The 20,741-nt window shown below is 73.6% G+C and carries 14 protein-coding genes and 1 pseudogene; 2 read left to right on the top strand and 13 right to left on the bottom strand.

Annotation, left to right across the window (positions count from 1 at the left end; translation table 11 throughout):
* The first annotated feature begins 240 nt into the window (after nucleotides 1-240).
* Nucleotides 241-1,170, top strand: a complete 930-nt coding sequence (locus tag AC156L_RS03670) for a LysR family transcriptional regulator (RefSeq protein ID WP_330882955.1) — start codon at nucleotides 241-243, stop codon at nucleotides 1,168-1,170.
* On the opposite strand, the gene AC156L_RS03665 is transcribed toward AC156L_RS03670, so the two are convergent.
* From AC156L_RS03665 to AC156L_RS03605, 13 genes and pseudogenes are all read right to left on the bottom strand, one after another.
* The gene (locus tag AC156L_RS03665; protein WP_330882957.1) at nucleotides 1,155-2,039 is read right to left on the bottom strand and encodes a GHMP family kinase ATP-binding protein; all 885 of its coding nucleotides are present in this window, start codon (nucleotides 2,037-2,039) and stop codon (nucleotides 1,155-1,157) included. The two genes, AC156L_RS03670 and AC156L_RS03665, sit on opposite strands and share 16 nt — an antisense overlap.
* Nucleotides 2,036-3,817, bottom strand: a complete 1,782-nt coding sequence (locus tag AC156L_RS03660) for a class I SAM-dependent methyltransferase (RefSeq protein WP_330882959.1) — start codon at nucleotides 3,815-3,817, stop codon at nucleotides 2,036-2,038. The genes AC156L_RS03665 and AC156L_RS03660 overlap by 4 nt, the downstream gene beginning before the upstream one ends.
* On the bottom strand, nucleotides 3,814-4,974 hold the full coding sequence (locus AC156L_RS03655; protein ID WP_330882961.1) for a glycosyltransferase: 1,161 nt from the start codon (nucleotides 4,972-4,974) through the stop codon (nucleotides 3,814-3,816). Before AC156L_RS03655 ends, AC156L_RS03660 begins: the two co-directional genes overlap by 4 nt.
* A complete protein-coding gene (locus tag AC156L_RS03650) occupies nucleotides 4,971-5,747 on the bottom strand; it encodes an alpha/beta fold hydrolase (protein WP_330882963.1) in 777 nt (258 codons plus the stop codon). Before AC156L_RS03650 ends, AC156L_RS03655 begins: the two co-directional genes overlap by 4 nt.
* Nucleotides 5,740-6,030: an acyl carrier protein gene (locus tag AC156L_RS03645; protein WP_330882965.1), complete on the bottom strand. Its 291-nt coding sequence runs from the start codon at nucleotides 6,028-6,030 to the stop codon at nucleotides 5,740-5,742. The genes AC156L_RS03650 and AC156L_RS03645 overlap by 8 nt, the downstream gene beginning before the upstream one ends.
* Nucleotides 6,023-9,880 carry a beta-ketoacyl synthase N-terminal-like domain-containing protein gene (locus AC156L_RS03640; protein WP_330882967.1) on the bottom strand — a complete coding sequence of 1,286 codons (3,858 nt, stop codon included), beginning with the start codon at nucleotides 9,878-9,880 and terminating at the stop codon, nucleotides 6,023-6,025. The genes AC156L_RS03645 and AC156L_RS03640 overlap by 8 nt, the downstream gene beginning before the upstream one ends.
* Nucleotides 9,877-16,371 (bottom strand): SDR family NAD(P)-dependent oxidoreductase, encoded by a 6,495-nt coding sequence (locus tag AC156L_RS03635; RefSeq protein ID WP_330882969.1) that lies wholly within the window; start codon nucleotides 16,369-16,371, stop codon nucleotides 9,877-9,879. Before AC156L_RS03635 ends, AC156L_RS03640 begins: the two co-directional genes overlap by 4 nt.
* Before the next feature lie 1,312 nt (nucleotides 16,372-17,683).
* Nucleotides 17,684-18,085 carry a nuclear transport factor 2 family protein gene (locus AC156L_RS03630; protein ID WP_330882971.1) on the bottom strand — a complete coding sequence of 134 codons (402 nt, stop codon included), beginning with the start codon at nucleotides 18,083-18,085 and terminating at the stop codon, nucleotides 17,684-17,686.
* Nucleotides 18,086-18,155: 70 nt separating this feature from the next.
* Nucleotides 18,156-18,497 carry a transposase gene (locus AC156L_RS03625; protein ID WP_414720115.1) on the bottom strand — a complete coding sequence of 114 codons (342 nt, stop codon included), beginning with the start codon at nucleotides 18,495-18,497 and terminating at the stop codon, nucleotides 18,156-18,158.
* A gap of 142 nt (nucleotides 18,498-18,639) precedes the next feature.
* Nucleotides 18,640-18,723 (bottom strand): annotated as a pseudogene (locus tag AC156L_RS03620) (integrase core domain-containing protein); the annotation flags it as partial.
* Nucleotides 18,724-18,852: 129 nt separating this feature from the next.
* Nucleotides 18,853-19,512, bottom strand: a complete 660-nt coding sequence (locus AC156L_RS03615) for a leucine zipper domain-containing protein (protein ID WP_484406592.1) — start codon at nucleotides 19,510-19,512, stop codon at nucleotides 18,853-18,855.
* Between the two features lie 70 nt (nucleotides 19,513-19,582).
* Nucleotides 19,583-19,837: a hypothetical protein gene (locus AC156L_RS03610; protein ID WP_330882973.1), complete on the bottom strand. Its 255-nt coding sequence runs from the start codon at nucleotides 19,835-19,837 to the stop codon at nucleotides 19,583-19,585.
* On the bottom strand, nucleotides 19,834-20,472 hold the full coding sequence (locus AC156L_RS03605; RefSeq protein WP_330882975.1) for a TNT domain-containing protein: 639 nt from the start codon (nucleotides 20,470-20,472) through the stop codon (nucleotides 19,834-19,836). The genes AC156L_RS03610 and AC156L_RS03605 overlap by 4 nt, the downstream gene beginning before the upstream one ends.
* 62 nt (nucleotides 20,473-20,534) lie before the next feature.
* On the opposite strand from AC156L_RS03605, the gene AC156L_RS03600 reads away from it, so the two are divergent.
* On the top strand, nucleotides 20,535-20,741 hold a 207-nt coding region (locus AC156L_RS03600; protein ID WP_330882977.1), incomplete at its 3' end, for a hypothetical protein.

The following is a 20,741-nucleotide window of genomic DNA, read 5'->3' as shown; positions in this document are numbered from 1 at the left end:
GACCGGTGCCGCGACGCCGACGGCGATCTCCGGGGCCGGGGGCTCCGGATCCGCGTCGGCGAACGGGGCCGGGGCCGTGGCGAAGGCGGCGCCGGTGCCGGAACTCGCCCCGGTGGGCGGAGCGGTCCGCGAGCGGTGGTCGATGGACACGGTCCTGAGCCAACCGCGCCGCGCCGCTGCCGTCCAAGACCCGTTCCGCACCCCGTCATGCGGCAGCGACATCACGGGTAGGCTGAGATCATGTCCGGCGGCGAGGTCCAGCCCACCGCGCCACGTCCTCCGCACGACCTGGACCTGAGGCTGGTCCGCTACTTCACCGCCGTCGCGGAGCACCTCAACTACGCCCGTGCCGCGGCGGCCCTGCACATCGCCCAGCCGTCGCTGAGCCGCCAGATCCAGCGGCTGGAGAACACCCTCGGCGTGCGCCTGCTGGAGCGCACGACCCAGGGCAGCAGGCTCACCGCCGCGGGCGAGGCGTTCCTCCCCCGCGCGCAGACCCTGCTGCACCACGCCACCCTGGCGGTGGACGCCGCGCGCGACGCCGCGTCGCCCCGCGCGATCACCATCGGCCACGTCGAGGACCTCGTCATCACCCCCGTGGTCAGGGACCTGCGCCGCCGCCTCCCCGACGCGCACGTCCGCACCCGCCGCCTGGGCTGGCAGGACACCCGCGCCCTGCCCGAGGGCCGGGTCGACGCGCTGGTCACCCGCACGCCCCTCCCGATCCCCACCGACGACCTGACCCTCACCGTCCTCTACGACGAGCCGCGGGTGCTGGTCCTGCCCGCCTCCCACCGCCTGGCGGGCAAGGACACCGTCACCCCGGACGACTTCGCCGACGAGCCCGTGGTCGCCTGCTCCGGAGCGCCCTCGCCGTGGATCGACTTCTGGCGGCTCGAACCGCGCCCGGACCACCGCGCCGCCACCCTGGCCCCGCTGGTGGCCGACACCGTCGAGGACAAGCTGGACGTCGTCGCCGACGGGCGGGCCGTCGCCCTCGTGGCGGCGAACGACCGGCGCCTGACCGCGCGGGACGACGTCGTCACCGTCGCCGTCGAGGGGATCGAGCCCTGCCGGGTCGTCGCCGCGACCCGTTCCCGCGACGACAACCCGCTCGTGGAGGACTTCCACCGCTCCGCGGGAACGCTGCGGGCCTACCCCACCCGGTAGGCGCCTCCCGTGGGCAGCACGGTGACGTACCGCGGTGCGAGCGAGCACGCGGCGGTGATCGCGGCCCGGATCGGGCGCACCGCGGACGCGTCCGCCAGGACCACGACGGGGCGGCCGGGTTCGTCCACGAGCGCGCTGGCACCGTGCGCTCCCGCGGCCAGCGCCGCCTCGACCACGGCGTCCTGCTCCGGGTCGCGGTGCCGCGCCCGGTGGTACCCCGTCAACGCCCGACCGAGGTCGCCGTCCAGGCCGGTGGCGTGCGCCAGCGGGTGCGGAGGACCGCGGCGGATCCGGGTGTCGACCACCAGCAGCCGCCGCCCCGCCGCCGCCAGGTCGAACGGCACCACCACGCCGTCGTGACCGACCGCCCGGCCCGCCCGACCGAGGAACGCGGCCTCCGAACCGGCCACCAGCCCGATCAGGTCCTCGGTGGACAGGTCCGGCCGGTGCAGGTCCCGCAGCGCCAACGCCGCCGCGCACGCCAGCGCGGTCGCCGCGGCCAGCCCGGAGCCGCGCGGCAGGTCCACGCTGCACAGCAGGGTGGCGCCACCGCCGACGCCGATCTTCTCGGCCACCGCGGCGATCGGTTCCGCCCACGGCGGCACGGCGTCCGCCGCCCGCGGCGGGACCGGCTCGGCCGGGCGGTTGATCGACGCCAGTTCCAGCACGCCGTCGTCCCGCCGCTCCCCCGCCACGATCGCGCCCCAGCGGGCGCAGACCGCGAGCGACCGGGGGTGCCCCGCCATCAGGGTCACCGTTCCCGGCGCGTACCAGACGCCCTCGGCCGGGCGGCCGAACACCTGCCGGAAGGTGTGCGGGACCAGCCTGAGTTCCGGTGCCACCTCGGGGCGGTCGGCGATGTCGGTCACGGCTGTTCCTTGCGGGCCAGGACGCGGTAGGCGTTGCCGCGGTCGGTGCGACGGGACAGGGTCCGGTTGACGGTCCGGTCCAGCAGCCCGGCGACGAGCAGCAGCGGGATGCCCGCGGTCCACACCGCCGCGCCGCGCACGGCGGCGAACCGGGCCTTCCGGGGTCGCCACGGCGACGGCGACCGGGGTGCGAGCGAGGCGAGGAGCAGGAAGCCCGACACCACGAAGTCGGTGCTGGAGTGGGCTTCCCCGCGTTCCTCGGCGACGGGGGTGAGGCCGCGGTCGACCAGTGCCCGCCTCAGGTTGGCGATCGGCATCATGTGCTGGTGCTGCGGCTGGAACCACGGCATCCAGTAGCGGCCGAACAGCCTGCCCAGGCGCCACTCCGGGTCGGGCAGCTCGATCAGCAGGTAGCCGCCGTCGGGCAGCAGGTCCGCGGCGAGGTCCAGCTCGTCCCACGGGTCGCGGGTGTGCTCCAGGTAGTGGTGCATGCTGATCACGTCGTACCGGTCGCGCAGCTCTCCCGCGAAGTCCTTGAAGTTGCCCCGGTACGCGGTGTCGATCCAGCCGAGCCGGGCCGCGTCCTCGATCGCGGCGCCCTGGTCCAGGCCGTCGAAGCGGGTCTCCGGCAGGATCTCCTTGGCGCCGCGGCAGAAGTGGGCGTGTCCGGACCCGACGTCCAGCCAGCGCCGGGGCGTCGTGAACGGCCGCACCATGCGGGCCCGGTCGTGGTAGGGCTCGGCCTTGCCGGAGAACACCGCGTCGGCCGCGCCCGCCCCGGACCCGTCGTAGAAGTCGCGGTAGTAGAAGTCCAGACCGGCCTCGGTGAGCCGCGGGTTCTGCCAGACGTGGCCGCAGTCGACGCAGCGGTCCATGGTGAACTCGCCGGGTTTGAGCTGCACCAGGTCCTTGCCGCGCACCCACTCCACGTGCGAGGCCGAGCCGCAGGACGGGCAGGTGTCGCGGCGGGGTTCGAGGAACCGCTCCACCCCGAGCGCGATCTCCGCCTGGTAGTCCGGGGCGGCGGCCCTCACGTACTCGTCGCGCTCCCGCTCCTGGGTGGAACGCCAGCGGCTGCCAGGGGTGCGTGCCCACAGGTAGGGCGTGCGCACCGGTCGGAGCAGCGCGGCGACCACGAGGTCCACGGGGCGCAGCGGTGTTCCGGCGAAGACCAGCACCGGGTGGGCGCAGTAGGCGACGACCGCCACCAGTCCCCACGGCGTCAGGAGCACGGCGCCCACGACCGCGAGGTAGCCGATCACCGACCCGGCCACCCACAGCGCGGGCCTCTTGCCGAGCTGCCGCAGGCGAGCGGCCCGCGTCGTCAGGTCGTACGGGCCCGCCACCAGGCCCGGTGCGACGGCCAGGTCGACGGCGGCGCCCTCGTGGTCCTTGACCCGGCGGGCGAACGCCACGAACTCCGTCGGGTCGCTGACGTCGAGCGTGCCGTCGACGGCGTCACGACGGCAGCGGACCGCCTGGGACGCGCTGATCCCGCGCGTCCACCGGTCGGCCCGGTAGGTCTTGGGGTCGACCGCGCCGAGCAGGTCCAGCGCGGCCACCACCGGCAGGTCCGGCGGGACCAGGTCGACCAGGTCGAGGTCGTCGGCGTGCCCGACGTCGGCGGGGAGGTCGACGCCGACCGCCGTGAACTCCACGTGCTCGCTCGACGCACCACCCCGCGCGAGCACCCGCAGGCTCGCCGCCCGCGAGCGCAGCCGCAGCGCGTCCAGGACGACGAACACCACCACCAACGCCGTGAGGGTCACCGGGATCACGCCACCACCGCCTCCAGATGATCGGCCGCGGTCGACGCTCCGCCCGCTGCCTGGAACGACTGCTGCACCCGCCGGGCCGCCTCGGCGTAGCCGGGCCGGTCCAGCACCTCCTCCAGCGCGCCGCGGATCTCCGGCGCGCGCACCCTGGCGTAGGTGAGCCGGATCCCGGCTCCCGCCGACACGACCTGGTCGGCGATCAGCGGCTGGTCGTCGCGGATCGGCGCGACCACCAGCGGCAGGCCGTGCGCCAGCGCCTCGCACACCGTGTTGTGGCCGCCGTGCGACACCACGGCGTCCAGGTGCGGCATCAGCTCCAGCTGCGGCACCCGTTCCGCGAGCAGCACGTGGTCCGGTGCCCCGGCCAGGGCGTCCGGCGGTCCGACGACCACCACCTGCACGCCGCGCAGGTCCGCGACGGCCTCGGCGACCTCGCCGAAGAACCGCTGCCCCGCCGCGCCGTTGAGGGTGCCGAGCGACACCAGGACCCGCCGCTGCCCGTCCGCCAGCCAGTCCCACGGGAAGTCGGTGCGGTCGGGCCGGTGGCTCAGCGCCGGTCCGGTGAACGCGTAGTGGTCGGGAAACCCGTCACCCACCAGGGCGGAGGAGGTGAAGACGAGCACCAGGCGTTCGGAGAAGCGGATGTCGGGGGTGGGCCGCCCGACGAACTCGCGCACCAGGTCCTCGATCTGGGCGTCGACCCACGCCTCCACCTTGGGCAGGGACTTGAGCGGGCGGAGCAGCTCGGCGGGCGTGCTGGCCGAGGTGACCCACGGCGTCGCGGTGCGGTGGGCGACCAGCGGCCCGGCCAGCGCCTGCTGGTCGGCCACGAGCACGTCCGGCGCGAACCCGCGGACCGCCGACTCGACACCCGGCACCATGGCGCGGGCGAGCGGGATCACGAAGTCCTCCCAGAAGAACTTCACCACCGCCATGCCGCGCAGCCGCAGCCACCGCCGGCGGGCGTCCTGGATCCGCCGCTCCAGCTCGTCGTCCAGCGCGGGCAGGACGAGCGCCCCTTCAGGCAGCAACGTCCGCAGCGTCGCGGGGTGACCGACCCAGGCGACCTCGTGCCCCCGGTCCGCCAGCTCGCCGCCGACCGCGACGGTGGGGTTGACGTGACCGACCAGCGGCGGCACGACGAACAGGTAGCGGCTCATCCGGGCAGCCAGTCGAGCACGGTGGCCAGCAGGTCGTCGGTGGCTTCGCGCAGCACCGTGTGGCCCAGGCCCGCGATGACGTGCAGCGTGCAGTCCGGGATGTGCGCGGCGAGTTCCGCGGCGGCGCCGATCAGCTCGGACTCCGCGCCGAACACGCCGAGCACCGGGCAGGAGACGGCGCGCAGGTCCTCTTCGGACAGTGGTGGGCCAGAACCGATGTCGTCGATCAGGGTCGTGCCGTTGAGCAGCGCGCCCGCGTTGCCCGCGAGCCGGGATATCTTGCGCTGCCCCAGCGCGGTGAGCTGCTCCTGGGTCCGGTCGAACTCCAGGCCGAGCGCGGCCACGCTGAGCGTGTTCACCATGTCCTCGAACCAGAGTTCACCCGCCGCGCCGCCGCAGGCCGCCTCCACCAGCACGACGCCCGCCACCCGGTGCGGCGCGAGCAGGGCGGCGCGCATCGCGACGACCCCGCCGTAGCTGTTGCCCAGCAGGTGGACCGGCTCGTGCACACCCAGCTCGTCGAGGATGGCCACGAGGTCGCGCGCACCGTCCAGCGGGGTGTAGCCGGAGTCCGGGCGGGCCGACATCCCGTGGCCGCGCAGGTCGAACAGGATCGTGCCGACGCCCTTCGCGGCCAGTGGCGCGGCCAGCGTGTAGTAGAAGCTGGACAGGTTGTCCATGACCAGGCCGTGGACGAACACCACGGTCGGACCGGTCGTCGGACCCAGCCGCTGGACGTGGAAGCGCGTCCCGCGCGCCAGGACGTCAGCCACGGCCGGTGGCCAGCCCGACGCTCGCCTCGATGTGGTCGACGAGCCTGCCGACGGACATGGCCATGATCTCGTCGATGTCCATGTCCGCCAGGAACCCGACCAGGTCGACCCGGTCTCCGTAGTGCCCGCGGAGCCGGTCGGCCAGCGCCACGAACTCGATGCTCTCCAGCCCGAGGTCGTCGCTGAACGTGGTGTCGCGGTCGACCTCGATCCCCAGCAGGACGTCGGGACCCACGACGTCCTCGATCACCTTCACCAGCTGGTCCAGCACGGCGTCAGCCATCTCGTCCTCCTCCTCGGTTCGGCGTCCACGTGACCACGCCGGACTCGGTGATCTCCAGTGAGCCGTCCCCGACGACCGCCGCCGCGCGACCGGCGCTCGACGGCCGGTTCGGGTCCACCGCGTCGGCCACCACGACGGGCGGGACCGCGAAGGCCCCGCGCACCCGGTCGTCGGCGGTGACGGTCAGCTCGGCGGGGTGGATCGCGCCGACACCCCGGTGCCACAGCCAGTGGCGGGCCGCGTCCTTCAGCGCGATGACCCGCAGCAGCCACCGGCGCTGGGCGCGGACGTCCAGCCGCTGGTAGTGCTCGCGCTCGGCCGCGCACAGGTAGCGGCGCATGATCAGGTCGCGGGTCGCGCTGTCCTGCCAGTTCTCCGCGACGGTGACCCAGCCGCCGTCCTCCGGCCGCGCCAGCGTTTCCGTGCCGGGGCGGAGCTTGACCCGCCAGACGCGGTCGTCGGTGGTGAAGCGCCGCGTGGTCCAGCCGGTGATCCGGCACCACGGCGCGCCGTCGGACCACAGCTCCGCGTCGGCTCGCATCTCGGTCGCGGTGACCTCGCGGATCCACGCCGTGCACCGGACCGGGCCGGTCGGCGGGGGGCCGTGGAACTCGACGGCCCCGATGCCCGTCGGCAGCACGGTCTGGTCGACGTCGCGGCACACCTGCATCCAGTGGCCGATGAGCTGGCCCGCGCTGTCCAGCAGCGCTCCCGGCGCGGGCAGCGGCGTCAGCGTGCCGGTGATCCCGTTGTCGGCCAACGACTCGATCTCCGCGACACCGGCGAACCGGGGACCGTGGAACATCCAGCCGTCCCGGTAGAGCTGCTCGGCGCTGACCGGCGCGGGGCGCACGCCCTCCAGCGCGGTGGTCACCGGATCCCGTGCTTCGGCGTAGCGGCCCACCCGGACCACGCCCTCGGCGAAGTCGCCGACCCGGACGTGCACCCTGCTCGGGTCGACGACCCTCGCGGTGATCACGGCGTCGGTGGCGGGCAGGACGCACAGCCAGCGCTTCGCCCGCACCGCCTCGAACCCGGTCACGGTGCCGTCCGCCACGCGCCGCGCGGCGTCGGCGAACACCTCCAGCAGGCCGGTGGCGGGCACGATCGGGAACCCGTCGGACAGGTCCGGCCAGTCGTCGGCCTGCGGGAACACCGAGTGGTCCACGAGTTCCGGCATGGTGCGCAGGGAGAACTCGCGGCGGAACACCACCTCGCGGGGGCGGGCCGGGGCCAGCGCGTCGGCGACCTGCCGGGCCACGTCGTTGGTGTGCGCCAGCAGCGCGGTGACCGACGCGGCCACCGGCGACGCCGGGTCGACCGCCGGGACCCGGAGCTGGTCGGGAAGGGCGTCCAGCCGGATGGCGGGCACGCCGAGCGGCAGCCGCACCCCGGCGCGGGTGGTCCCCTGCTTCCACCCGAACGCCCACAGCGCCGCCGCCGCGCGGTCGGCGGTGTCGGCGGTGACCGCCAGGTGCTCGCGGTCGCCGAGCGTGTCCTCGACGAAGCCGGTCAGCGTGCCGGGTCCTACCTGGACGAACGCGCGCACGCCCGCGTCGTGCATCCGGTCGATCAGCGGCCGGAAGCGGACGGGCTCGACCAGGTGCCGCAGCACCAGGTCGCGGATCGCCGCGGCGTCGGCGGGCATCGGGGCCAGCGAGGTCGCCGACCACACCGGCACGCTCGGCGCGTGCACGGGCAGGGCGTCGACGGTGGCGCGGGCGGCCTCCAGGTGTGGTGCGAGCGCCGGGGAGTGGAACCCGGTGCGGAACGGCATGACCTGGGCCATGACCCCGCGTGCGCCCAGGTGCTCCACCGCGGCGGCGAGCTGGTCGGTCGGGCCGCAGATGACCGACTGGTGCGGGCAGTTGTCGTGGCTGACGGTGACCTCGGTCGTGCCGCTGTCGTCCAGCGCGGCCAGGGCGACCTGCGCCGAGCAGCCCAGCGCGGCGTAGCCGACGTCGGCCACCGCGATCGTGCCGGGCCGGAGCGCGTCGACGAACTCGTCGATCGTCGGGTAGATCCCCGCGACGACCATCGCGGTCCACTCCCCCATGCTGTGCCCGGCGAGTGCCCCCGGCACGATGCCGAGGGCGGTCAGCTCGCGGGCGGTGCGGCGGCCCGACCGCATCAGCGCGAGGGCGTGGTCCACCACCGAGTCGGCGCCCGTCCGTTCCCCGGTGCCGCGCTGCTCGAATCCGGGGAACAGGAACGCGACCTGGTCCGGGGCGGAGACCACCGGCTTCGGGGCGAACCAGATGTCGTGCCGTCCGGTCCACGCGCGGCCCCGTGCGACGACCTTCCTCGCGAGGGCGAGCTTGCGGGCGTCGGGGTTCCAGACGGCCAGTCGGCAGCCGCGGTCCGCGGTCGAGTTCCGGCCGTTCTCCAGGTCGTGTTCGAGGTCCCGCACGGTGTCCGCGGCGAACATCAGCACCGGCGTGCGGGGTCGCGCCCGGACCGCGGTGGCGCGCCGCGGTTCCTCCAGCACGACGTGCGCGTTGATGCCGCCGAAGCCGAAGGCGTTGACCACCGCGCGGCGCGGACCCGGCGAGTCCCACTCGCGGGTCGCCCGCAGCGGTTCGAACCGGGTGCCGTCCAGGGCGGGGTGCGGCTCGTCGATGCCGAGCGTCGGCGGCAGGGTCGCGTGGTACACCGACAGCGCGGCCTTGATCAGGCCCGCCATCCCGGCCGCGGGCATGGCGTGGCCGATCATCGACTTCACCGTGCCGAGGCCGATCGGGCTGCCGCCCGAGCCGAACGCGCCGATCATCGTGGCCAGCTCGGCGGCGTCCCCGGCGGGGGTGGCGGTGCCGTGGGCCTCGATCAGCCCGATCGCGCCGTCCGCGCGGGGGTCGAGCCCGGCGTCGTCCCACGCCCGGCGCACGGCCAGCAGCTGCCCGTCCGGGTTCGGCGTCATCAGGCTGGTGGCCCGGCCGTCGCTGGCCGTCCCGACACCGCGGATCACCGCGTAGACGCGGTCGCCCGCCTCCTGGGCGTCCGCCCACCGCTTCAGCACGACCATGCCGACGCCCTCGGACAGCAGCGTGCCGTCCGCGGACCGGTCGAACGGCCGGATCCGCTCGGTCGGGCTCAACGCGCGCAGCTGCGTGAAGACGCTCCACAGCGTCGGGTGGTGGCAGACGTGCACGGCACCCGCGATCATCGCGTCGCAGCGCCCCGAGGCCAGCTCGCGCACCGCCTGCTCGACGGCCACCAGTCCGGACGCGCACGCGGCGTCCACCGTGTACGCCGGGCCGCGCAGGTCGAACCGGTTCGCGATCCGGGACGCCGCCAGGTTCGGCACCAGCCCGATGGACGCCTCCGGCTGGTCGGGACCGAGCCGGTCGCGGACCGCCTCCCGGACGCCGTGCAGCGACGACTCGGCCAATCCGGGGAACAGGTCCCGGACCACCGACACCACCTGGTCGGCGAGCCGCACGCGCTGGTCGAGGCGGGCGCAGCCGGGCGTGAGGTAGCCGCCGCGCCCGACCACCACGCCGGTCCTGGCCCGGTCCGGCAGCGCGGACTCGCCGCCCGCGTCCGCGATGGCCTCGGCCGCGGTGCTCAGCGCGAGCAGCTGGTCCGGCTCGGCGCCGCCCACGGTGGACGGCATGATGCCGAACCCGGCCGCGTCGAACGTCGCCAGGTCGTCGAGGAAACCGCCGCGACGGCAGTAGAAGCGGTCGCTCGCCACGGAGTCCGGCCGGTAGTAGGTCGCCGGGTCCCACCGGGCGGGCGGGATGGTGGTCAGCGCGTCGACCGAGCCGACGACGTTGCGCCAGAACGCCGGCGCGTCGGCTGCGCCGGGGAACAGCGCGCCGAGCCCGACGATCGCGATGTCGGTGCTCACCCCTCCTCGCACCGGTAGACCACCTGGACGTCCTCGCGGCGGCCGAGGGCGAGTTCCCCCAGCAGGGCCGCGACGCCCTGGCCGGGGTCGATCAGCGGCACGCCGCGGCGCGCGTACTCCTGGGCCAGCTCGGGCGACACCATGCCCGCGCCCGCCCACGGCCCCCAGTCGACGCTGACCACGCGGGCCGCGGTCTGCGCCGACCAGAACCGCGCCATCCGGTCGAGCGCGTCGTTGGCCGCCGCGTAGTCCGCCTGGCCGCGGTTGCCGTGCACACCGCTGACGCTGCCGAACAGCACCAGGAACGACAGGTCGTCCGGCAGGTTCACGGCGAGCGACCGGGCTCCGGAGACCTTCGTGTCGTAGACCCGCGCGAACGACTCCGCGGTCTTGTCGGCGATCAGCCGGTCGTCGAGCACCCCGGCACCGTGCACGACCCCGTCGACGCGGCCGAGGCGCGCGGTGACGTCGGCCAGCACCGCGCGGACGGCGTCGGCGTCCCGCACGTCGCACTGGTGGTAGCGCACCGAGGACGCGGTGGAGCGCAGGCGGTCCAGTGTCTGCCGGACCTCGCGTTCGGCGAGCACCTGGCGCGCTCGGGCGGCGACGGTGTCGCGGTCCCGCACGCCGCTCTCGACCAGCGCGCGCCGCACACCGGCCTCGTCCGGCGCGGTCGCGGTGAGCGGGTCCTCCGACCGGGACGGCGCGGGCGTCCGGCCGATCAGCTCGATGTGGCAGCCCGTGGCCTCGGCGAGCGCGATGGCGGTGAGCGCGGTGATGCCCCTGGCACCACCGGTGAGCAGCACGACGCCGTCCGCGTCCAGGCCGGGTCCGGCGGGGTCGCCCGCCAGCTCGACCGGCCGCAGCTCCACGGCGTGCCGCCGTCCACCGAGGTGCCCGACCACCGATGGACCGTCCTTCGTGGACAGTTCGGCGAGCAGCGCGGTGGCGATGACCCGGTGGCTCTCCTTCGGGTTGACGTCCACCGCCCGGACGAGGAGGTCCGGGTACTCCAGGGCGGCGGTCCGGACCAGGCCGTGCAGACCGATGTCCGGCGGCAGCGGGTCGGCGCCCGCGAGACCGGGTGGTGGCTCGGCCGGGGACTCGCCGAAGCCGAACGCGCCGCCCGCCGCGGTGACCACGAGGACGCCGACGCCGCCGACCAGGCACGTCCGCACCTCCTCGTAGGCCTCCGGGAGCCGGGCGCCCAGCCGCACCACGACGTCCACGCCGGACACGTCGTCGGGGAACGCGGGCACGGTGCGCGGTGTGCCGCCGTGCCGTTCGACCAGGTCGGCCAGCTCCAGGCCGACGCCGTTGTCGTCGACGACCAGCACCGTGCGACCGGCGAGCGTGGCGGGCGGCTCGACCCGGCCGCAGGGCACGACCTCCGGCAGCAGCCGCACCGGCCGCCCGGACGGTGCCGCCGGTGCCGGCGGTGCCGCCGGGGTGGCGCCGAACCAGCCGACGATGCCCTCGATGGTCTTGATCCGCGCCAGGTCGTCGACCGAGGTGCCGGTCAGGCCGAGCGTGGCCGCCAGCTCACCGATGATCTCGGTGCGCTTGATCGAGTCGATGGACAGGTCGGCCTCCAGGTCCAGCCCCGGATCGAGCATCTCCGGCGGGTACCCGGTGCGGGCGCTGATGGTCCGCAGCACGACCTGGCCGATGTCCAGGTCCTTCGCCGGGGTGTCGGCCGCCACCGGCTCGGGGGCGGCGGCGATCTCCGGCCTGCCGGTCTCCGGACGGACGGCCACCGGTGCCTGCGGCGCGGGCACGGCGCCGCCGGGAGCGAGGTAGGTCAGCAGCACGTCGCGCTGCGCGGACACCGCCTCGCGCATGCCGTCCAGGAACTCCTTGACCACGGCGTCGCGGCTGATCGCCGGTCCGGTCACCGCGGACAGCCGCGGCGCCTCACCGGCCGGTCGCAGTCCACCCGGCAGCGCGTGGCCGTTGCTGTCGCGCACGAGTCCTCCATCGACGAACCAGGTCGGCTTCGGTCGGACCGCCACCGCGGCCTCGGCCCGACCGGTGAACAGCGGTGCGGGGTCGATCGGCACCCCGGCGGCGGCCAGCTCCGCCAGGGCGTGCAGCAGCGTGCGGACACCGTGCTGACCGGCCGCGTCGCACCGCACGGCGACGAACGGCCGGTCGCCGAGGACCTGCCGGACGAACCCGGTGAGCACGCCGCCGGGTCCGGCCTCGACGAAGACCCTGGCTCCCGCGGCGTACATGGACTCGACCAGGTCGACGAACCGGACGCGCCCGGCGAGCTGCGCGGCCAGGTTCTCCTTCACCGTCCCCGCCCCATGGGGCTGACCGTCCACGGTGGACCAGACGGGGATGCGCGGTGCCGCGAACTCCTGCGCGGCCAGCACGTCGGCGAACCGCTGCCGCGCGGGCTCCATCAGCGGGCTGTGGAACGCGGCGGCGACCGGGATCGCGCGCGCGGACAGGCCCGCGGCGGACAGGTCGGCCATCGCCGCGTGCACGGCCCCGGTCGGACCGGCGATCACCACCTGGCGGGTCGAGTTGTGGTTGGCCACCACGACCGGACCGCGCAGCAGCGGTTCGACCTGCTCCAGCGCGGCCGACACCGCGGCCATCGTGCCGGGCTCCTCCCCCACCGCGTCGGTGATCGCCTCGGCGCGCGCCGCGCTGAGGTCGAGGAGCTGCTGCGGGTCGAGCACCCCGGCGGAGGCGAGCGCGACCAGTTCGCCGTAGCTGTGGCCGCCCACCAGGTCCGGGCGGACGCCGAGCGTGCCGAGCAGTTCGGTGAGCGCGAGACCGGCGATGCCCAGCGCGGGCTGGGCGACCCGCGTGTCCGTGACGGCCGCGCGCTGCCGCTCGGCGTCGGCGGGGGTGAGCGCGGCGGGCGGGAACACCACGTCCTCGTACCGCCCGCCGGAGAGCCGCAGCGTCGCCTGGAGCCGGGGGAACGCGGTGAACAGGTCGAGCAGCATGCCCGGCCGTTGGCTGCCCTGCCCCGGGTGCAGGAAGGCCACCTTCGGCGGCGGTCCGACCTCCGAGCGCAGGCGAACGGCGGCGGAGGCCCGCCAGGCCTGGACGTCGGCCAGTGCCGCCGCGAGCGAGGCCCGGTCCTCCACCACCGCCGTCGCGTGCACCGGCTGTCCCGGCGCCGCGGCGGCCGCCGCGGCGGCGAGGTCGCGCAGCGGGGTCCGCGGGTCGGCGGCCAGCCGGGCCACCTCGGCCGCCACCCGTTGCGCGGCGGCCCTGTCCCGGCCGCGGAACACGAACAGCTCGGCGGGCCAGACCTGCACGCCGTGCGCGGGCTCGTCCGCGCCGTCGTAGCCGGACAGCACGGTGTGGAAGTTGGTGCCGCCGAACCCGAAGGCGCTGACCCCGGCGGTGCGCTCGGCGGGCGGCGCGGCCCAGGTGCGCCTGCCGAAGGAGAACGGGCTGGTGTCCGCGTCCCAGTACCGGTTGGGTTCGGTGACGTGCAGCGTGCCGGGACGCACCCCGGTGTGCACGGCCCGTGCCGCCTTGATCACGCCCGCCAGGCCCGCCGCGCACTTGGTGTGCCCGATCTGCGACTTCACCGAGCCGATCGTGCAGCTGCCCGCCGGGGCCCCTGCCTCGGTGAACAGCTCGGTGAGCGCGGCGAGTTCGGTCCGGTCGCCGACGACCGTCCCGGTGCCGTGCGCCTCGACCAGGCCGACCGAGGTCACCGGCACCCCGGCCGACCGGTAGGCCCGGCGCAGGGCACGGCGCTGTCCCTCGGCGCGCGGTGCGGTCAGGCCGAGCGACCGGCCGTCGCTGGACGCGCCGATGCCCTTGACCACCGCGTAGACCCGGTCGCCGTCGCGTTCCGCGTCGGCCAGCCGCTTGAGCACGACGCACGCGACGCCCTCGCCCAGCGCGATGCCGTCGGCGGACGAGTCGAACGTGGCGCACCGGCCGGTGGCCGAGAGCGCGTGCACCGAGGCGAACATCCGGTAGTCGTGCGCGCTGTTGTGCAGGTCGACCGCGCCGCACAGGACCATGTCGCTGGTGCCGCCGACGAGCTCCTTGCAGGCCACGTCGAGCGCGGCGAGGCTGGACGCGCACGCGGCGTCCACCGTGTAGTTGGCGCCGCCGAGGTCGAGCCGGTTGGCGACGCGACCGGCGATCACGTTGCCCAGCACGCCGGGGAAGGAGTCCTCGGTCAGCGTCGGAAGGTACTCGTCGAGTTCGGCGGGCGGTGCGCCGTCGTAGAGCGCGGGCAACGAGGAGCGCACGGTGTAGGCGTTGGCCAGGTCGGCGCCCGCCTCGGCACCGAAGATCACCGAGGTGCGCTCGCGGTCGAACACGCGGGTCCGGTACCCCGCGTCGGCCAACGCCCGCGCCGACACCTCCAGCGCGAGGAGCTGGGCGGGCTCGATGGACGTCAGGGAGGTCGGCGGGATGCCGTAGGCCAGCGGGTCGAACGCGACGCGGGGCAGGAAACCGCCCCGGCGGTACGGGCTGCCGTGGCGGTCGGGGTCCCAGCGGTCCGGCGGCACGTCGGTGATCGCGTCGGTGCCGGCCAGCACGGCCGACCAGTACTCGGCGACGTCCTCCGCGCCGGGCAGGATCGTGGCCATCCCGACGATCGCGATGTCGAGCGGCTCGGCGGGGGACGCGTCCGGCTCGGCGAAGTCGGCGCAGCGGTCGGCCAGCAGGTCCCCGGAGGTCACCTGGCGGTGCAGGGTGGCGATGTCGGTGCGGTGCGCGCGCAGCGTGGCGACCTGCCCGATCATGAACATGCCCGACCGCCGCTGCTCGTCGGCGTCCACGTCGACCAGACCGGACTCGGTGCGCACCAGACCGCGGCTGGCGATCCGCAGGCGGCCGAGGTTCAGCCGTTCCAGCCGTTGCCACTTCTCCTGCCGGGGCAGCTCGGCGAGCCGCTCGCGCTCCTGCTCGAAGGCGTCCACGTAGGACGTCCTGGCGCAGCGGGTGCTGTGCCCCGGCGAGGTCTCCAGCAGCGCGGTCTCCGCGCACTCCACGGCGACCTGCTGGAAGGCGGGCAGGATCGCGCCGTGCCGCACCGCCTCCTCGGTGAACAGGTACGCCGTGCCCATCAGCACACCGACGGCCGCCCCGCGCGCGGCCAGCGGCGCGCTCAGCGCGGACACCATCGCCGCCGACCGCTCGTCGTGGACGCCGCCCGCGAACAGCACGCTCACCTCGCCGAGCACCGACTCGCGCGCCCGCAGCACGTCGATCTGCTGCTGCCACAGCGTGAAGCTCGACCGGGGACCGGTGTGGCCGCCGCACTCCCAGCCCTCGAACACGAACCTGCGGGCGCCCTCGTCGAGGAACCGGCTCAGCAGGGCGGGCGACGGGACGTGCAGGAACGCCTCGATCCCCGCCGCCTCCAGCTCCCTGGCCTGCGCCGGGGTGCCGCCCGCGACCACCGCGCAGCGCGGCTTCACCCGGTGCACGGCGGCGAGCTGCGCCGCGCGCAGCTCGGGGTCGGCGAACCCGAGGATGCCGACGCCCCACGGCCGGTCGCCGAGCCGCAGCGCGGTCTCGTCGAGCAGGGTCCCGGTCTGCGCGCCGTCCATCAGCGCGAGCGCGAGGAACGGCAGACCGCCGCCCTCGGCCACCGCCTCGGCGAACGCGGGCTGGTCGCTCACCCTCGTCATCGGGCCCTGCGCCACCGGGTACCGGAGGCCGGGAACCCGCAGGCACAGCGGCCCGTTCTCCCGCAGCGACGGGTGTTCGACGGCCAGCGCGAGATTACCCCGAATGGCGGTGCGAATACCCACGACAACACCACCCGCGGTCGCGTACGAGTGCCGCAATGATTCCGCGAAAGCGCCGTCCTGACCGATAGCCACCGCATTGTCGGCCAATCCTCTGCGCACGAGTACACGCCGACCTGCGACAACGGCGGTTTCACTGCCGTCCATCGCGGCGAGGGCACTGGCGAGTTCTCCGGAAAGCCGTTCGGCGACCTCGGCGACGAGAGCGAGCTGACCGTCCAGCACCACTCCGGCGGCACCGCCCGCGACCGCCGCGGCGGCGGTGTCCGGCCCGATCCCACCGGCCGCCCACACCGGCGAGTCGATCTCCGCGAGCACCTGCTGGAGGAGGACGAACGTGGTCGACCCACCGACCCGTCCGCCGGACTCGCAGCCCTTGGCGATCACACCATCCACACCGAACTCGACGGCGGCACGAGCCTCGGCCACCGAGGTGACCTCCGCCAGCACACGCCGTTCACCCAGATCAACCCGTTGTGGCACAAAGGTTTTCAGATCCACGACAACGGTGTCGACCAGCGCGGGCAGCGGCACGGGACACGGCTCGACCAACCGGACGCCGAAGGGCCGCCGCAACCGCCGGACCACCAGGTCCAGCGCGGCGCTCGCCGTGGACGCGTCGCGGCCGAGGTCGAGCACGCCCAGCCCACCGGCCCGCCCGACAGCGATCACCAGGGCTGCGTTCGGCTCGGCGAACGGACTCGCACCGAGCACGAGGTCACGTTCGGACAGGGCATTCACTGGGTCTCCTCCTCAACCATGCAGGGTTGGACGAGAAAGGAAATCAGCATTCTTCAGTTGAGCTAGTTCACCTTTGCGACACATGCGAGAAACGAGTTGCCGCTCCGGATCCAGAACATTCCTACTGCCCGGTACGGTCACTCAGCGGCCACCGTACGCACAAATGCCAGCCCCGTCCACACCCTTGTGAAGACTTCTCACGTATGGCGGTGGATCGGACACGACCGGACAGGCCGAACGGCCGCCCGAACTAGTCCGAGTGGCCGTTCTGCCGACACTGCCGTTTTGTCGCTCCCAGAGGTCGCGCAACCCTCGTCCGGTCGGTGACGGCCACCCGCCCACCGTGAGCCACGTTCTCGACGGCCATCGCGGGTCCGAGCCCGCGCGACGCCCCGACGAGGAGAGCGGTCCGGTCGGATGCGGTGCCGCTCATGGTTCCCCCGTTCCGATCGTCGCCAACGCGAGCGTGGGTACCACCGGCGACGACAGTGGACGCTCCACGTCACCGTCGGCGTTGGCCTTCCGGCATCCTGGGGCCGTGGCGCGAGACGTGGACAGCCCGAGCGACGACTGGGTGAGGCGGCGTTGGCGGGCACTGGCCGCGCGGCACCACCGTCGAGCGCATCGCGACGCGCGCGGGCGTCACCAAGGAGCGCCTCCACGGCTACTCCGACGACAAGGCCGCCCGGGTGAGCGCATCGGCGCCCGCACCGCCCGATCCGCAGCCCGCTGACGTCGAGCCCCGTTCGGCGCCTGCGGCACCTGCTTCCTCGGCCATCCCATCCAACACCTCCGTCATCGAGGTGTTGCGACAACCAGTTGAATCCGCCAGGGCTCCACGGGTGGACGGCCACCGACGATCGACCGGCAGGTCCTCGTCCGGATGACCGCACCGCGGTGTGCGGCATCCTGTTCGTGCCGCGACACGGCCATTCAGCGGGAGTTCCCGCCCCAGGAGCGGGGCTTCGGTTCCGGCATGACCTGTTGGCGACGGCTACCGAACTGGAACGAGGCCGGGGTGTGACAACGCCTGCTCGCCGAGTTGAACGGCGCCAGCGCACTGAACTGGTCGAGGGCGGTGATCGACGGCTCGTACCTGCGGGCCATGGAGGTCGGCCCACAACCGGACCGAGCCAGGTCGACCGCGCCCGATCCGGCTCGAAGCACCACCTGATCACCGAGGCGCACGGCATTCCGCTGGTGGTGTCGCCGACCGGCGGCTACCGCAACGACGTCACCCAGTCATTGGCTCTGATCCAGGCCGTCCCCTCGGTGCGGGGCCGTCGCGGTCGCCGGCTCGCGAACAGATCGCTCACCCGGAAAACGCGGAGAGGGCACGGGCCGTATCGATGTACTCGCGTGCCGCGACAATCTTGCCGTCCACCAATTCGAATGCGAAATGATACACCTGGTTGAGGCTCTTCCCGTTGGCGAGGAGCGCGCTCGACGTCGCCTCCACCGACGCGTTGGCTTCATCTGCGATCACACTGGTCACCGACATGCCGATACCGCTGGGAAGCGAGTCGTGGAACCTCTTCATGTGCTCGATGAACGCGGACTTTGACATGTCACCGGATACCGGGAAAGTGGCGGCGTCAGTCATGACGGTCCACACCGCGTCCTCGTGAAGAAGGTCAAAGGCGTCCGGACTGCCGTTCGTTCCTAGGCCTTCGACCAGTTTTTTGACGGAAGTCTTGTTCTGGTCGATCGTCATGTTTTCCCTTTGCCGTCAGGTCTGGGGATGGGCTCGCACATGCCTGCGCACCGCCAGTCTAAAGCCAGGCTCACGTCTCGGATGTGGGCCTGTGTCCCAAGCACCTCCCGCGGCGGCGGTGGCCGCTCGCGGGAGGCGGGTGATGTGCGGCGTTCAGTGCGGCGAGCAGGTGTTCGTGCAGGCGTTGCCACACCCCGGCGTCGTTCCAGTCCCGCGGCCGTCGCCAACAGGTCATGCCGGAACCGAAGCCCCGCTCCTGGGCAGGAATGCCCGCTGAATGGCCGTGTCGCGGCACGAACAGGATGCCGCGCAACGCTGTGCGGTCGTCCGGACGAGGACGACCGGGGTGACGAGGGTCGTGGTGGACGACCGGGAGCAGCGGCTCGACACGTGCCAGTTGAGAGGCGACCATGCGGCTGATCGGTGGTCGGCCACCGAGGGCGCTGTGGGCTCGTCGGGTGTTGTGGTCGTGGCTCCAGGCGGGCAGGGCGGGCAGGAGGTCGGTGTTGCCGGCCCGGGCACGGGTGTGGGCGAACGCGGTGTGCGGCGAACGCGGTGTGCAGGGTGCGGTTGAACCGTTCGGCCTTGCCGTTGGTCCACGGGCAGCCGGGTTTGGTGAACCGGCGGCGGATGCCCAACGCGACGCGGACCGCCCGTCAGTTCGTGCCGACGCGGTAGACCTCGGCGTTGTCGGTCAGGAATCCGCGGCACCCGCACGTGCCGGTCGTGAGACCACCGCACAGCGCGGGAGGGGAAACCCGCGCGGGTCACGTTCTGTTCGTCGGGCAGGGCATCGACGTAGGCCAGGCGGGGCCGGTCGTCCACCGCGACGTGCGGGTGGTCGTAGCCGAGGCCCCGGCCACGCACCGCTTCCCTGCGGCTGTGCACGCGCCAGCCGCCGCCGGCGGGTATCCGGCCCACTTTCCTGACGTCGATGTGCAGCAGGTCGCCGGGTGGGGGCGTTCACAGCGGATGTCGGTGTGGCGGCGGCGTAGCGGTGTGCCGGTGATCGGGTCCGTGACGGCCAGGGCGGGCACGGCGTGGCGGCGTAGGGCCCGACCGAGGCTGGAGGCGGGCAGGCCGAGCAGACCGGCCAGGTGTGGTGGGCCTCCACGTATCGGCCGGCGGGTGGTCGGGATGCGCTGCTCGACCTCGGGTGTGGTGTGTCGGGGGCTGTGGTGCGGACGTGAGGTGCGGTCGAGCAGTCCGGCGTCGCCTTCGTGGCGGTGGCGGGTGAGCCATTTGTGCACGGTGGTGCGGGAGATGCCGAGTTGTTCGGCGATGCGGGAGATGCCGAGTTGTTCGGCGATGCGGGCGGAAGCCCAGCCTGCCGCGTGGCGGGTGACGACGAGTCCGCGGGCGTGGACGGTGGTGCGGGCGATACCGTGCGGGCGAGGACCTCTGTGCGGATCGGGTGCGTCAGGCACATCCACTTCGCCCAGAGGTCCTCGCTCGTTCCACTCGACACGCCTTCCGCAACCTCATCGGTCACAACGGCTAGGTCGCGATCAGTCGATGGTGGAAGGCTTCGGTTGCCTCGCTTTCGGTGTCGTAGTCCTCGAACGGGTCGTACTCGCCGCGTTCGTACACGCCTACCTGCCACCGACCGGCGCGCTCGCGCAGGAAGTAGAAGTCCGTGGGCGGCACTGCGCCGAATTCGCGCACCCCCTCGATCTCGTACATCGCGCGCGGAACGCCCGCGCGGTCCAGTGCCTCGGCCAGCGCGACCCGGTCCACGGCGGCCTCGGTCACCCGACGACGCTGAGGTAGCTGTTCTGGACCAGCCAGGCGACGTTGCGGCGCTCCGGCGGGTTCGGCGACACGACCTTGTACTGCGTCCCCCCACCTGACTGTCCGAACCACTTCGCCGCGGGCCCGCCGAGCACCTCGAACTCCTTCTCCACCTGGTAGCGGTAGTAGCCGAACGGCATCCGGACGCCCGCCTCGTACTCGCAGGTGTTGAGGCTCTGGGGCGGTATGGAACGCTGCGCGAACGGCGTTCCCGTCGGCGCCAGGAACCTGCCGGACTGCCCGCCGAAGCGGTCCACGAACTCGCCAGGCTTGAGCAGCACGGCCGTCGGCTCGCCGGCGAAACCGTCGTTCTCCGGGTACTTCCAGCCCTCGCCGCTCCAGTACGTCTTGAGGAACTTCTGGTGGTTCGGCTCGTCGCCGAACCGCTTGTACCCGATCAGCAACTGGCCGACCACGTGGGACGGCGGCGGCAGGTCCCTCGGTCCGAGTCGTTCGTCGCCCAGGGAGAACGGCTTCTCACACGTCACCTGCGCGATTGGCGCCCGCGGTGTGGCGTGCGCGGCCGGGGCGGCGACCAGGCCGAGTGCCGTGGCCAGCATGACGAGGAACGAGATCACGCGGTTGTGCGAAGCCATGCGCTTCCCCTCGCGGACAGTGGTTTTGGCAACGAATCACGTCGTGTGCACGACATCGCCCGGTGGTGCGGCACCCGGCGTGGTGCGACATCCAGTGGTGGTGCGACATCCAGTTGTGGCGCGGCACCCAGTGGTGGCGCGGCACCCAGTGGTGGCGCGACATCCGGTGGTGGCGCGGCACCCAGTGGTGGCGCGGCACCCAGTGGTGGCGCGACATCCAGTCGTGGCGCGACATCCAGTCGTGGCGCGACATCCAGTCGTGGCGCGAC

This window comes from Umezawaea sp. (genome assembly GCF_057122925.1).
This window is presented reverse-complemented; position numbering and strand designations above follow the sequence as displayed.

Bases quoted from the DNA above. Each gene is read 5' to 3' on its own strand.
- AC156L_RS03670 (WP_330882955.1), top strand. From the start codon at position 241: ATGTCCGGCGGCGAGGTCCAGCCCACCGCGCCACGTCCTCCGCACGAC.
- AC156L_RS03655 (WP_330882961.1), bottom strand. From the start codon at position 4,974: ATGAGCCGCTACCTGTTCGTCGTGCCGCCGCTGGTCGGTCACGTCAAC.
- AC156L_RS03645 (WP_330882965.1), bottom strand. From the start codon at position 6,030: ATGGCTGACGCCGTGCTGGACCAGCTGGTGAAGGTGATCGAGGACGTC.
- AC156L_RS03630 (WP_330882971.1), bottom strand. From the start codon at position 18,085: ATGACGATCGACCAGAACAAGACTTCCGTCAAAAAACTGGTCGAAGGC.
- AC156L_RS03625 (WP_414720115.1), bottom strand. From the start codon at position 18,497: ATGGTCGCCTCTCAACTGGCACGTGTCGAGCCGCTGCTCCCGGTCGTC.
- AC156L_RS03605 (WP_330882975.1), bottom strand. From the start codon at position 20,472: ATGGCTTCGCACAACCGCGTGATCTCGTTCCTCGTCATGCTGGCCACG.